Source organism: Dactylosporangium sp. CA-233914 (assembly GCF_050942935.1).
Taxonomy (GTDB): domain Bacteria; phylum Actinomycetota; class Actinomycetes; order Mycobacteriales; family Micromonosporaceae; genus Dactylosporangium.
Genome location: NZ_CP192030.1, coordinates 11,107,588 through 11,120,458 on the forward strand (window position 1 = coordinate 11,107,588; position 12,871 = coordinate 11,120,458).

Annotated in this window: 12 protein-coding genes; 6 read left to right on the forward strand and 6 right to left on the reverse strand. The window is 72.4% G+C overall.

Translation table 11 applies throughout. The features are described from left to right. Positions 1-1,879: 1,879 nt before the first annotated feature. From ACQPY0_RS49405 to ACQPY0_RS49415, 3 genes are all read left to right on the forward strand, one after another. The gene (locus tag ACQPY0_RS49405; protein ID WP_432977630.1) at positions 1,880-2,125 is read left to right on the forward strand and encodes a hypothetical protein; all 246 of its coding nucleotides are present in this window, start codon (positions 1,880-1,882) and stop codon (positions 2,123-2,125) included. 123 nt (positions 2,126-2,248) lie between these two features. After that, positions 2,249-2,848 (forward strand): sulfite oxidase-like oxidoreductase, encoded by a 600-nt coding sequence (locus tag ACQPY0_RS49410; RefSeq protein WP_432977633.1) that lies wholly within the window; start codon positions 2,249-2,251, stop codon positions 2,846-2,848. After that, positions 2,818-3,531, forward strand: a complete 714-nt coding sequence (locus ACQPY0_RS49415; protein WP_432977636.1) for a ferredoxin reductase — start codon at positions 2,818-2,820, stop codon at positions 3,529-3,531. Before ACQPY0_RS49410 ends, ACQPY0_RS49415 begins: the two co-directional genes overlap by 31 nt. A gap of 6 nt (positions 3,532-3,537) precedes the next feature. Here ACQPY0_RS49415 and glnA read toward each other — a convergent pair whose 3' ends face one another. Continuing rightward, positions 3,538-4,890: a type I glutamate--ammonia ligase gene (gene glnA, locus ACQPY0_RS49420; protein ID WP_432977639.1), complete on the reverse strand. Its 1,353-nt coding sequence runs from the start codon at positions 4,888-4,890 to the stop codon at positions 3,538-3,540. A gap of 134 nt (positions 4,891-5,024) precedes the next feature. Here glnA and ACQPY0_RS49425 point away from each other — a divergent pair, with 134 nt between their 5' ends. Beyond that, positions 5,025-5,495 carry a hypothetical protein gene (locus ACQPY0_RS49425; RefSeq protein ID WP_432977642.1) on the forward strand — a complete coding sequence of 157 codons (471 nt, stop codon included), beginning with the start codon at positions 5,025-5,027 and terminating at the stop codon, positions 5,493-5,495. A 105-nt stretch (positions 5,496-5,600) separates the two neighbouring features. Continuing rightward, complete coding sequence (gene panB / locus ACQPY0_RS49430; protein ID WP_432977645.1) at positions 5,601-6,434, forward strand: 3-methyl-2-oxobutanoate hydroxymethyltransferase; 834 nt, start codon at positions 5,601-5,603, stop codon at positions 6,432-6,434. A gap of 53 nt (positions 6,435-6,487) precedes the next feature. Here panB and ACQPY0_RS49435 read toward each other — a convergent pair whose 3' ends face one another. From ACQPY0_RS49435 to ACQPY0_RS49455, 5 genes are all read right to left on the reverse strand, one after another. After that, positions 6,488-6,652 (reverse strand): hypothetical protein, encoded by a 165-nt coding sequence (locus tag ACQPY0_RS49435; RefSeq protein WP_432977648.1) that lies wholly within the window; start codon positions 6,650-6,652, stop codon positions 6,488-6,490. 126 nt (positions 6,653-6,778) lie between these two features. After that, a complete protein-coding gene (locus ACQPY0_RS49440; protein WP_432977651.1) occupies positions 6,779-7,984 on the reverse strand; it encodes a cytochrome P450 in 1,206 nt (401 codons plus the stop codon). Further along, positions 7,981-8,673 (reverse strand): NADPH-dependent F420 reductase, encoded by a 693-nt coding sequence (gene npdG / locus ACQPY0_RS49445; protein WP_432977654.1) that lies wholly within the window; start codon positions 8,671-8,673, stop codon positions 7,981-7,983. Before npdG ends, ACQPY0_RS49440 begins: the two co-directional genes overlap by 4 nt. 2 nt (positions 8,674-8,675) lie before the next feature. Continuing rightward, positions 8,676-10,088, reverse strand: coding sequence for an RNB domain-containing ribonuclease (locus ACQPY0_RS49450; protein ID WP_432977657.1), 1,413 nt, complete (start codon positions 10,086-10,088; stop codon positions 8,676-8,678). Positions 10,089-10,225: 137 nt separating this feature from the next. Then, entirely contained in the window at positions 10,226-10,996 is a 771-nt protein-coding gene (locus ACQPY0_RS49455; protein WP_432977660.1) for a hypothetical protein, read from the reverse strand. 1 nt (position 10,997) lies between these two features. Between ACQPY0_RS49455 and ACQPY0_RS49460 the strand changes: the two genes are divergently transcribed. Beyond that, positions 10,998-12,821 carry a hypothetical protein gene (locus tag ACQPY0_RS49460; protein ID WP_432977663.1) on the forward strand — a complete coding sequence of 608 codons (1,824 nt, stop codon included), beginning with the start codon at positions 10,998-11,000 and terminating at the stop codon, positions 12,819-12,821. Positions 12,822-12,871 lie beyond the last annotated feature (50 nt).

Below are 12,871 nucleotides of genomic sequence, written 5' to 3' on the forward strand. Positions count from 1 at the left end.
TGGATCGGGCGGAATACCGGACACTCCGCAGAGCAGTATTTCCGCCTTTTCGCCTGACAGTGGATAAATCCGACAGGTCATGCCGGTAAGGTCCCGACTTGCCGGACAGGAGGCGCGAAGCGCCAGACTTGCCACTCAGGGGAACCCGACAATTGGGGCATTACAGGCGCCGGGAGGTCGGCCGGGTGTCCCACCACCGACACGGGGTTCTGACCTGGCGATCGACAGACGCGGCGTGACGAATGCGTCGGCCGGATAGTGGCAGGAAGTCGATCGCAGCCGTGTGCTGTCGGAGTTTGCCGAAGTCGTTCATCCATGGGTAGCTGCGTTCCCCGATCCAGCGCCGGCCAGCCTGCACGGATTCGGGCCGCCACGGCGGGCGATCCGGCGATGCCAGCCCCGTCCGGCCAGGAACTGGCGAACCGGGATCGAGTCGCAGCCAGCGTCGCGGTGCACGGTGAACTGCTCTGACCAGGCCGGCCCGAACTGCCACACGGCTGCGTCCAGCATCGCGCCGAGCAGGGGTGCGTCGTGCCGGTTCGCGCCCACGGCCACCACACCGAGCGGCACACTGCGGCGCCCAGTGACCGCGGACTGTTTCCGGCCACCGTTGCCCCGTTCGAGCGGCGACCGGCCCACGTGGCCGGTTGTGCGGTTGGCCAACAGGCCAACCAGGGCGACCAGGCCAACCAGGGCGACCAGGGCGACCAGGGCGACAGCGGAACCTCGACTCCGCCTGGTGGCGACATTTCGGTCACGTCGGCGGGGACCGTGCTCCCGCTTCTGCTCGATCTCTACCACCTGAGGCGGTGAACGCGGGTAGCGACCGACTCGGCGTCGTCGGCCGTGGTGATGTTGTCGAGCCGCGCGTCCAGCGATTGCCTTCCGGTCGCCTGGTGGGCGGAGGCGACTGCCGGCGAGATTGGGCGCGGGGATGACGCGGTGGACGCGCCCTGAGCGAAGCACACGGCGGCCGGGCCGCAGCGGGGCTCCCTGGCGGCGAGGGCTGCGCCGGTGGCCGACCGGTGGCGGGTGCCGGGGCCAGGGCCGAGGCGGCGGGCGGTGGCGCGGCGTCGATGGAATGGCTCGGCCGTTGCTGCGGTGGCGGTGACGCGGTGTCGTCGCCGCAACGGCCTGGCCGGCGCGGTGGTGGTGACGCTACGGATCGACAGCACGACGACCGGACGGGCCGGGAGCGCGGTGACTGGGCTGGCTCGGGGTGCGGCGACTCGACCGGCCGCGGGTGCGGCGACTCGACCGGTCGGGGGTGCGGTGACTCGACCGGTCGGGGGTGCGGTGATGCCGGTGCGGGCTGGGAACACGGCGACGGCGAAGACCTTGGCGAAGGCTCGGGCGATGGTGCACGAGACATCGGCGACGACGGTGGCCTCGGCGATCGCGCACGAGATGTCGGCGGGGACGGCGCCGGTGGGGCGGCAAGGTCGTGCGGGCGAGACGGTCCGGGCGGGGTTGGCGCGGACGGGGTTGGCGCGGACGGGGTTGGCGCGGACGGATCGGAGCGTGGGTTGGGCTGGGTGGCCGAACGGCGGGGGTTGGGCTGGGTTGACCGATAGGCCGGGTTGAGCTGAGTCGACGGACCACGGAAGCCTGACTGAGTCACCGGACCGCGGGAATCGGACTGAGTCGACGGACGGTGGGAGTCGGGCCGAGTCACCGGACCGCGGGAGTCGGACTGGGTCGACGGACGGCGGGGGTCGGGCCGAGGCACCGGACCGCGGGAGCCCTTCTGAGTCACTGGACCGCCCGAGTCGGGTTGAGCTGGCGGACGGCCTGGATTCGGCTGGGTCGACGGGCGGCTCGGGTTGGGCTGGGTGGACAGGGAACGGCGGCGGGCGGCTCGGGCGTCCTGCTCTGCCCAGTGGGCGGTGATCTCGGCGGTGCGGGCCTCTGCATCCAGACGGGCCAGGCGCTCGGCATGACGCGCCTCCAAACCACGGCGGCGAGCCTCGGCGAACTCGGCCCGAACCGCACGACGACGAGCCACACGACGACGGTTCTCGGCCAGCATCGCATCCAACCGAATACGCCACTCCGAATCAGCGATCCCGGTCAGCACCTCACCCATGAGAAGAACTTAGAACAGGGGTACGACAAAAACCGGTGACCAGGGGAAACAGGCGGCTCGGCCAGCGCCAAGGGGGCGGCAGCGCGAGCCGGTCTCTCTGGATGAATCGGGTGGTGGTGGGACCGGGCGGGCCAGGAAACAATTGCGGGGCAGGATGGGTGCATGAGCATCATCACGCCGGGGTTTCACGGGCTGCGGCGGGGGCGGCAGCCTGACCTTCCGCCTGGGCAGTATCTTGCCCACGACTTTCCGGTGCTGTCGGCTGGGCCTACCCCGCGGGTGCGGACCGAGCGGTGGGAGTTCGTCGTCACCACCGAGAGCGGCGAGGAGAAGACGTGGTCGTGGGGTGAGTTCACCGCGTTGCCGTACGACGATGTCACGGTCGACATCCACTGCGTGACGAAGTGGTCGAAGCTCGGCACTCGCTGGCGCGGCGTGGCTGTCGACACGCTGCTGGAGGACGTCGAGACCGCTGCCGACTACGTCATGGCACACTCCTACGACGGGTATACCACCAATCTTCCGCTCGAGGACCTGGTCGACGGGCAGGCGTGGGTGGCGTATCGGTACGACGGGGAGGATCTGGAGCCCGAGCACGGCGGGCCGGCGCGGCTGCTGGTGCCGCACCTGTACTTCTGGAAGTCCGCGAAGTGGGTCCACGGGCTGCGGCTGATGCTGGAGGACGAGCCGGGCTTCTGGGAGGAGGCCGGTTACCACAACTATGGAGACCCATGGCGCGAGCAGCGGTACCAGGGCGACTGAGCTGGCGAAAGGCCACCCTGACGACGGCCCGGCAGGAGACCCCTACGGCGCGCACGCTCGTGTTCGAGGTCGAGGAGGGGTGGCCGGGGCATCTGCCGGGGCAGCACGTCGACGTGCGGCTGACGGCCGAGGACGGCTACACCGCGCAGCGTAGCTACTCGATCGCGTCCGCGTCGGGGCTGGAGATCACGGTGCAGCGGCTCGAGGACGGGGAGGTCTCGCCGTACCTCACCGACGTGCTGGAGTTCGGCCAGCCCATCGAGCTGCGGGGACCGATCGGCGGGTGGTTCGTCTGGCGGGCCGCCGAGCCGGCCCCGGTGCAGCTGATCGCCGGCGGGTCCGGCGTCGTGCCGCTCATGGCGATGATCCGGGCGCGGGCCGAGCAGGGGGTCAGGACCCCGTTCAAGCTGCTGTACTCGGTCCGGACGCCCGAGGACGTGATGTACGCCGACGAGTTGCGGCGCCGGGCGCGCGACGACGGCGGGCTCGACGTGCAGTACGTCTTCACGCGCGTGCGCGGCCGGCGGATCGGGGTCGCCGACGTGCACACGCACGCGTGGCCGAAGGACTTCGCGCCGAGCGTGTTCGTGTGCGGGCCGACCGGGTTCGTGGAGACCGTCGCCGACATCCTCGTGGCGCTCGGCCATGACGCGAGGAGCATCAGGACCGAGCGCTACGGCTGACGGGGCTCACATCATCCCGAGGTACCGCTCCCGCTCGAACGGCGTGACGACCCGCCGGTACTCCTCCCACTCCGTCCGCTTGTTCTTGAGGAAGAAGTCGAAGACGTGCTCGCCGAGGACCTCGGCGACGAGTTCGGAGCCGGACATCACGTCGATCGCCTCGGAGAGGTTCTCCGGCAGGGCCTCGTAGCCGGCCGCGCGGCGCTCGCCGTCGGTGAGGGCCCACACGTCGTCCTCGGCGCCGGGCGGCAGCTCGTAGCCCTGCTCGATGCCGCGCAGGCCGGCGCCGAGCATGACCGCGTAGGCGAGGTAGGGGTTGCAGGCCGAGTCGAGCGAGCGGACCTCGACGCGGGCGGAGTTGGGCTTGCCGTAGGCCGGGACGCGTACCAGCGCCGAGCGGTTCTTGTGGCCCCAGCAGACGTACGCGGGCGACTCGGTGATCCGGTTGGGCAGGGTCTGCGGGAACAGGCGCTTGTAGGAGTTCACCCACTGGTTGGTGATCGCGGTGTACTCCCGGGCGTGCGCCAGCAGGCCGGCGATGAACGCCTGGCCGACCTTGGAGAGCTTCATCGGGTCGCTGGCGTCGTGGAACGCGTTGCGCTCGCCCTCGAACAGCGACAGGTGAGTGTGCATGCCGCTGCCTGGCTGCTCGGTGAACGGCTTGGGCATGAAGGTCGCGTGGACGCCGTGCGAGAGCGCGACCTCCTTGATGACGTGCCGGAACGTCATGATGTTGTCGGCCGTGGTGAGCGCGTCGGCGTAGCGCAGGTCGATCTCCTGCTGCCCGGGCGCGACCTCGTGATGGCTGAACTCGACCGAGATGCCGATCCGCTCCAGGGCGAGCACCGCCTGGCGGCGGAAGTCGCGGGCGACGGCGTGCGTGGTGTGGTCGAAGTAGCCGCCGGTGTCGACCGGCACCGGCACCGAGCCCTGCTCACCGAGGTTCTCCAGCAGGAAGAACTCGATCTCGGGGTGAGTGTAGAAGGTGAAACCCTTCTCGGCCGCCTTCGACAGGGCCCGGCGCAGCACGTGCCGCGGGTCGGCCCACGAGGGCGAGCCGTCGGGCAGCGTGATGTCGCAGAACATGCGGGCGCTCTCGCCGGACATGCCGCCCTCGAACGGGAACACCTGGAACGTCGTCGGGTCCGGCATGGCGACCATGTCCGACTCGTAGACCCGGGCGAAGCCCTCGATCGCCGAGCCGTCGAAGCCGATGCCCTCCTCGAAGGCCGACTCGAGCTCGGCCGGCGCGACGGAGACGCTCTTGAGGGTGCCCAGCACATCGGTGAACCACAGCCGGACGAAGCGGATGTCTCGCTCTTCGAGCGTGCGGAGCACGAACTCCTGCTGACGGTCCACGTGATGCCCCCACGAGCTGCGATGTCTACGGCCAATTCGGGCAAGTCTCGCCCGGAGGTATTACACACAAGTTACCGGACCACGGTATGTGACCTGCCATGGGCGTGAACGCCATGCCTGGGTATGAGGGGTTCATGCCCGAAACTTCTCTGGTACTCGACCTGGACGGCGCCGAGGGCTGGCCGGCGCTGGTGCGCCGGCTGCGCGAGCGCCGCCGCCCCGTGGTGGTGGACCTCGCCGGCGACCTCGGCTCGTACGTGGCGGCGGTGCTGGCCTGCGACGCGCTCGGGCCCGCGAACGTGGCCGGGCTGTCGATGCCCCTGGCGGACACGGTCGCGCCGGACATCCGGGAGTTCGCGCTGCGCACCGGGCTGGACTTCCGCCTCGAGCCCGTCCAGGCGATGGTCGACGCCTTCCAGGCGAACCTGACCCTGGACGCCCCGGCGCTGTCGCGGCTGCAGGGTCGGGTTCGTCAGGTCGTACTGCTGGCGCTGGCCGAAACCGAGCAGCGGCTCGTCCTCACCGTCTCCGGCGACCCGCAACCCCTCGCCCGCTGGCGCAACGCCCAGAGCTCGCCGGCGCCCATCCCGGAGCCCGGAATGTGAAAAACCGCATCCGGGCGGTTCCAATCCGCGCTGGTGGTGTCACCATCGGGGGGTCAGCCCGGGGACCTCGCACGAGGCCTCGAGGAGTGCACGAGGAGGACGCCGATGTCCGAAATCCCTTCGCTGTACGGCGGTGCCGTCAACCGCCGCGTACGCACCCGGGACCTGATCGCGGCCAAGGAGCGCGGTGAGCGCTGGCCGATGCTCACGTCCTACGACCAGTACACCGCAGGCATCTTCGACGAGGCCGGGATCCCGGTCCTGCTGGTGGGCGACTCGGCCGCGAACAACGTCTACGGGTACGCCTCGACGGTATCCGTCACCGAGGACGAGCTGCTGCCCCTCGTGCGCGCGGTGGTCCGCTCCACCAGGCGCGCGCTGGTGGTGGGTGACCTGCCGTTCGGCTCCTACGAGGAGGGCCCCGCCCAGGCCCTGCGCACCGCGGTCCGCTTCATGAAGGAGGGCGGCTGCCACGCCGTCAAGCTCGAGGGCGGCCGCCGCGTGGCGCCGCAGATCCAGGCCCTGACCAGCGCGGGCATCCCCGTGATGGCGCACGTCGGGTTCACGCCGCAGAGCGAGCACACCATCGGCGGGTATCGCGTGCAGGGCCGCGGCGACGCGGCCGAGGACGTGGTGCAGGACGCGCACGCGGCCGCCGCCGCCGGCGCGTTCGCCGTGGTGCTGGAGATGGTCCCGGGCGAGGTCGCGAAGCGGATCACGCACGAGCTGCAGATCCCGACCGTCGGCATCGGCGCGGGCGCCGACACCGACGCCCAGGTCCTGGTGTGGCAGGACATGGCCGGCCTGCGCACGGGCCGGATGCCCCGCTTCGTGAAGCAGTACGCCGACCTGGCCGGCGCCCTGTCGCAGGCCACGAGGTCCTTCGCCGAGGAGGTCCGCTCGGGCGTCTTCCCGGCGCAGCAGCACACCTTCGACTGATTGATCCCGTTTCATCCGCAAAGTCCGGCGGCTTCGGTCGCCGGGCTTCGCGGTCAGACCTTGAAGTACGACATCTGGGCGGCCGTCGTCGCGTCGGCGGCCGCGTCGGGCTTGTCGTCGACGGCGTGGTCGCGCTCGGCGATCTCGGGTTCGCGGGCCGCGTACCGACGCCTGGTCCGCCCGGATGTCGGCCGGCCCGCCGATCGCCTCGAGGTCATCTGGCAGGTCGCGGCGCGGTAGGCGTCGACCTTCAGCGAAGGTGGTGCCGTTTCTTGGGCGGTCCCCGTCGCCGCCGAAATCACGATCCCGGCGGCGCGGAGAACCCGATGCCCAAACTCGTGACATCAGTCACTCGCGTGCGGGCTCACTTCCAGACTCCTCAGGCCCCGGATGACGTATCCGGGCTTGTACACCGGGTCGCTCACCAGCCGCAGACCGGGCGCCTTGGCGAGCAACGCCCCGAACGACGCGGTCAGCTCGATGCGGGCCAGCGGGGCGCCGAGGCAGTAGTGGATGCCGGCGCCGAAGGAGATGTGCGGGTTGTCGCGCCGGGTGATGTCGAGCCGCTCGGGGTCGGCGAACGCGGCCGGGTCGTGGTTGGCCGAGCCGAACAGCAGCGCGACCTCGCTGCCCCGCGGGATGGCCACGCCGCGCACCTCGATGTCCTCCAGCACCCAGCGCTCGAACATCTGCAGCGGGGTGTCGAAGCGCATGAGCTCCTCGACCGCGGTGCCGAGCAGCGCGGGGTCCTCGCGCAGGAGCCGCAGCTGGTCCGGGTGCTGCAACAGCGCGCGCCAGCCGTTGCCGGTCACGTTGACCGTCGCCTCGTGGCCGGCGTTGAGCAGCAGCGCGCACGTGCCGATGAGCTCGTCCTCGCTGAGCCCCTCGACCGCGGCGAGCGCGCTGACCAGGTCGTCGCGGGGGTCCTCCGTGCGGCGGCGGGCAAGCGCGCGCAGGTAGTCCGAGAACTCCTCCGAAGCGCGGACCGCCGCCTGCGCCGTCTCGCGGGAGGGGTTGAGCTCGTACATCCCGCAGATCGCCGCCGACCAGGGCCGCAGCTTGGGCCGGTCGGCCTCGGGCACGCCCAGCAGCTCCGCGATGACGGTCACCGGCAGCGGCTCGGCGACCTGCGCGATGAGGTCGCCGCCGCCCTGCGCCACGAACGCGTCGACGAGGTCGTCGGCGAGGCGCTGCACGACCGGCCGCAGCGCCTCGACCCGCCGCGGGGTGAACGCCTGCGAGACCAGCCGCCGCAGCCGGGTGTGGTCGGGCGGCTCGCGGTCGAGCATGCCGTTGTCGTTGAGGGTCCAGAACGGCTCCTGGTAGTCCGGCGGCGCCGTGCGGCCCATCTCCTCGTGGGTGCTGACGTGCAGGTAGCTGCGGCCCAGGCGCCGGTCGCGCAGCAGGGCGTTGACGTCCTCGTGGCGCGAGACGAGGTACTGCCGGCTGGGCTCGAACCAGCGGACCGGGGACTCCTCGCGCAGCCGGGCGTAGGCCGGGTACGGCCGGGCGACGAAGTCCGCGGACCACGGGTCGAACTCGTCCGTCATACGTCTGTCACCCGGATGCCGGCGTGCGCTTTGTAACGCTTGTTGATGGCGATGAGGTTCGCGGTGAGCGCCTCGATCTGCCCGGCGTTGCGCAGCCGCCCGGCGAACACCCCGCGCATGCCCGCGATCCGCCCGGCGAGGGCCTGGACCTGCAGCGCCGCGTCACGGTCGTCGCCGAGCACGAGCACGTCGAGGTCGACCGCGTCCACCTCGGGGTCGGCCAGCAACACCGCGCTGACGTGGTGGAACGCCGCGCACACCCGCGACTCGGGCAGCAGCGTCGCGGCCTGCTCGGCGGCGCTGCCCTCCTCGACGCGCAGCGGATACGGCCCCTGCTTGTCGAAGCCGAGCGGGTTCACGCAGTCGACCACGATCTTGCCGGCCAACTGCGGCGACAGCTCGGCCACGGTCGCCCTGTGCCCCTCCCACGGCACCGCGATGACGACGACGTCGGCCCCGGCCGCGAACACGTTGTCGCCGCCGCTGACGGTGCCCGCCGCGACGCCCGGCAGCGCGCCCAGCTCCACGGCCGCCTGCTCGCCGCGCTCGGTGGACCGGGAGCCGACGAGGACCCGCTGTCCGGCGCGGGCGAAGCGGTAGGCGAGGCCGCGGCCCTGCGGCCCGGTGCCACCGATGATGCCGACGGACAGGCCCGAGACGTCGGGCAGCGCGATGTGGTCGTAATTCATGCCTACTGTTGTACCTCCTGGAAGACGACCCTCCGCCTGGCCGGGTCGGCTTCGGTGAGCCGAACCGCTATCCGCTCGCCCAGCGGCAGCGCCTCGCCCTCGCACCGCGCCCGCACCGGCGGCTCGTCGACGGCGATGTCGGCCCGGTGCCTGGCCCGGTCGACGTCGAGCACGGCGGCCTCGAAGATCTCGCCCACCCGCCCCTGCAGCAGCGTCGCCTCCACCAGGTCCACGGCGCCGCGCTCGGCCGCCCCGGCGACCCGGTCGGTGCGGGTCATCACCTCCGGCAGCTTCGGCAGGGCCTCCCGCGCCCACGAGGGGACCTCGGCGCCCGCGTGCAGCGCCAGGCACACCTCGGTGACGTAACGGTCGGCCAGACGGCGCAGCGGGGCCGTCACGTGGGCGTACGGCGCGGCGACGGCGGCGTGCAGCGGCTGCTCGGGCGCGGCGCCGTCGAACGGTGTGTAGCCGGCCCCGCGCATCATCTCGGCGGCCTGGTCCAGCAGCGCGGCGGCCCGCGGCTGGGCCGGGTCGAGGGACGCGATGAGCTCTCCCGGGGTGGCTGCGTCCGGCCACGGTACTTCCAGTGCCTTCGCCGCCAGCCGCAGCGCCTCGACGGTCTCGGCCGGCGCGGGCGGCATGGTCCGCAGCAGCCCGACGCCGCCGTCCAGCATGATGCGCGCGGCCGCCATGCCGGTCAGCAGCGAGATCTGGGCGTTGTACTCCTCGACCAGGACCGGCGCGCGCAGCGTGAGCCGCCACCCGTCGCCGTCCGGCTCGATCTCCTGCTCGGGCATCGGCAGGTTCACGGCCCCGCGCCGGAGCCCGAGGTCGACCAGCAGCTTGCCGACCTCGGGCAGCAGCGCGATCGACGGGTGGAGCCGGCCCTCGTCGGCGTCGCGCTGCACCGACTCGTAGTCCAGCTTGGCCCGGCTGCGCACCCGCGCCCGGCCGACCTCGGTCCCGACCGTCGCCCCGGTCGCGTCGAGGTCGATCGTCCACAGCACGGCGGGCCGCTCCTCGTCCGGCAGCAGGCTCGCGGCGGCCTCGCTGAGGACCTTGGGATGCAGCGGTACCTTGCTGTCGGGCAGGTACACCGTCTGGCCCCGCTCCCAGGTTTCCCGCTCCAGCACCCCACCGGGCTCGACGAACGCGGCGACGTCCGCGATCGCGTAATGCACCCGGTAGCCGGTCTCGGTTGTGAGCAGCAGCAGCGCCTGGTCCAGGTCCCTGGAGGTGGGCGGGTCGATGGTGACAAGCTCGAGGTCGCTCCGATCGGGCCAGTCGCCGAAGCTCTTCCCGGCGGCGGCCCGGGCCTCCTGCTCGGCCTCGGCGGAGAACGCGGCAGGCAGCTCGAGCTCGGCTCGCAGCGCACTGAAGTCGATACGGGGCGCAACAACACGGCGGGCGGTCACGGATCAGTCATATCAGCAAGCCCCAACCGCTCCCCTCCGGCGAAAGGTTCGAACCATCCACCGGGCGACGCGGACGTAGAAACGCGACGGCCGGCCCCGCCCCGGGTTGGGGTGGACCGGCCGTCGGGTGCACCGGGTTACGGACGGGCGAGGCTCGCCCAGTCCTCCGCGGTCATGCTGGCCGCCTCCTCCGGGTTGTTGCCGTTCTCGCGGCCGGGGATGGCCTCCGCGGCCGCGCCACCGGCGGCGGTGGTGTCCTCGTTGGTCGCGGACTCGGCCGCCGGGGTCAGGCCGCCCTCGGAGACCGCCGCCGGCGTGGTGACCGGCTCGGTCGGCTCTGGGGTGGCCGTCTCCGGGGTGATGGCCGGGGCCGTGGCCGCCGACTCGGTCGCGGCCGTGGCCGGCTCGGTCGCGGCCTTGCGGGCCGTCGACTTGGCGGCCGTGGCCTTGGTCGCGGCCTTCGCCGGCGTGGCCTTCGTGCCCGCCGCCTTCGCCGCCTTCGTCGCGGCCCGCGTCGCCCGGGTGGCCTTCGCCGGGGCCGCCTTCTCCGCCGCATTCGTCACGGTCGCCTTGGTGGCGGTGGCCTTCGTCGCGGTGGACTTGGCCGGGGTCGCCTTCGTGGCGGTGGACTTGGCCGGTGCGGCCTTCGTCGCGGCCGCCTTGGTGACGGTCGCCTTCGTCGCGGTGGACTTCGCGGGCGCGGCCTTCGTCGCGGTGGACTTGGCCGGGGTCGCCTTCGTGGCGGTGGACTTGGCCGGTGCGGCCTTCGTCGCGGCCGCCTTGGTGACGGTCGCCTTCGTCGCGGTGGACTTGGCCGCCTTGGTGGCGGTGGCCTTCGTCGCGGCCGCCTTGGCCGGGGCCGCCTTGGCGGTCTTGGCCGGGGCCGCCTTCGCCGCTGCCTTCGTCACCTTGGCCGCCGTCGACTTCGCGGCCGTGGCCTTGGTCGCGGCCTTCGTCGGCGTGGCCTTCGTGCCCGCCGCCTTCGTCGCGGCCGCCTTCGCCGCGGTGGACTTCGCCGCGGTGGACTTCGCCGCGGTGGACTTCGCCGCCGACTTCGCCGGAGCCGCCTTGGCCGTGGTCTTGGCCGCCGCCTTCGTCGCGGTCGACTTCGCGGCCGTCGACTTGGTGGCCTTCGCCGGAGCCGCCTTGGCCGTGGCCTTCGTGGCCTTGGCCGCCGTCGACTTCGCCGCCTTGGCCGCCGTGGTCTTCGCCGTGGTGGCCTTCGCCGGAGCCGACTTCGCCGCCGTGGCCGCCGTCGACTTCGCCGCGGTGGCCTTCGCCGCCGACTTGGCCGGAGCCGCCTTCGTCGCCGCCTTCGCCGTCTTGGCCGCCGTGGTCTTCGCCGCGGTCGCCTTCGCCGGAGCCGCCTTCGCCGCCGACTTCGCCGCCGTGGCCGCCGTCGACTTCGCCGCAGTGGTCTTCGCCGGAGCCGCCTTCGCCTTGGCCGCCGTGGCCTTCGCCGCCGACTTCGTCGCCTTGGCCGCCGTCGACTTGGCCGCCGTGGTCTTCGCCGCGGTCGCCTTCGCCGCCGACTTCGTCGCCTTGACCGCCGTCGACTTCGCCGCCGTGGTCTTCGCCGCGGTGGCCTTCGCCGCCGACTTCGCCGGAGCCGCCTTCGACGCCGCCGACTTCGCGGTGGTCGCCTTCGTCGCCGACTTCGCCGGGGTCGCCTTGGCCGTGGCCTTCGCGGCCGTGGTCTTGGCCGCCGCGGTCGTCTTCTTGGCGGCCGCCGACGTAGCGGTGGCGGCCTTCTTGGCTGCGGCCTTCACCGCCGTGGTGGCCTTCGCGGCCGTCTTCTTCGCCGCCGGGGTCGCGGTCTTGGACGCCGCGGCCGTGGTGGACTTGGCCGTGCTCGCGGCCGGCGTCGCGGTCTTGGCGGCGGTCTTGCGGGCAGCCGGCGTGGCCGCCTTCGACGCCGCGGTCGACTTGCGGACCGACGGAGTGGCCGCCGAACCCGAGGCCGCCGTCGACTTACGCGCCGCCGGAGCCGCCTGCGAAGCCGCAGCGGACTTGCGGGTCGACGGAGTGGCCGCCGAACCCGAGGCCGCCGTCGACTTGCGCGCCGCCGGGGCCGCCTCCGAGGCCGCGGTGGACTTGCGGGTCGACGCCGCGGTGGCCGGCTTGCCTGCCGCCGGGGTCGCCGTCTTCGTGGTCGTCTTCGACGCCGCCGGGGCGGCCGTCTTCGACGTGGTGGACTTGGCCGTCGTCTTGGACGCGGCCGGGGTGGACGTGGCGGCCTCGGCCGGCTTGCTCGCCGCCGGGGTCGCCGTCTTCGACGCCGTCTTGCGAGCGGTCGTGGTGGCCGCTGGCGTCGACGGCTTGCGGGCGGAGCCCGCCTTGGCGGCCGTGGCCGCGGTGTCGTTCGCGGCCGGGGCGACCGCTGTCGTGGTCGTGCGGCGCGGGGAGGCCGCCGCCACCGTCTTGCGAGCCCTGGCGGGGGCCTGTTCTGTCGTCGCGGCGGGGGCTTCCGTCGCGTTCGTCGCGGCCGCGCGCGCTGCGGCCGATCTCGTGGTGGCCCTCTTTGCTGCGGCCATCGTGGTCCTCCTGGAGGAGTTCTCCCGCATCCTGCGGGATGTTCGCGGTTGGGTTGTGCGGGTGGAACCGGAATCTTCGGGGGCCGGCAGGTCCTGGAGCGGTTCGCGGTCGCTCCGGGGGCTCCGGCGTGCTGCTAGTGCTTGCCTTCCCACCGTTCGTCCTCGGCGTCCCACGCTTCGTTGCGTTCCTGGACTTTAGCGAGTGCCTGCTCGGCTTCCGTCGCCGACGCATAGGGGCCGAGGCGATCC

Coding starts and splice junctions, on each gene's coding strand:
- ACQPY0_RS49435 (WP_432977648.1), bottom strand. CDS start 6,652: ATGACCTCGAGGCGATCGGCGGGCCGGCCGACATCCGGGCGGACCAGG.
- ACQPY0_RS49440 (WP_432977651.1), bottom strand. CDS start 7,984: ATGACGGACGAGTTCGACCCGTGGTCCGCGGACTTCGTCGCCCGGCCG.
- panB (WP_432977645.1), top strand. CDS start 5,601: ATGTCCGAAATCCCTTCGCTGTACGGCGGTGCCGTCAACCGCCGCGTA.
- npdG (WP_432977654.1), bottom strand. CDS start 8,673: ATGAATTACGACCACATCGCGCTGCCCGACGTCTCGGGCCTGTCCGTC.
- ACQPY0_RS49425 (WP_432977642.1), top strand. CDS start 5,025: ATGCCCGAAACTTCTCTGGTACTCGACCTGGACGGCGCCGAGGGCTGG.
- ACQPY0_RS49410 (WP_432977633.1), top strand. CDS start 2,249: ATGAGCATCATCACGCCGGGGTTTCACGGGCTGCGGCGGGGGCGGCAG.
- ACQPY0_RS49415 (WP_432977636.1), top strand. CDS start 2,818: ATGGCGCGAGCAGCGGTACCAGGGCGACTGAGCTGGCGAAAGGCCACC.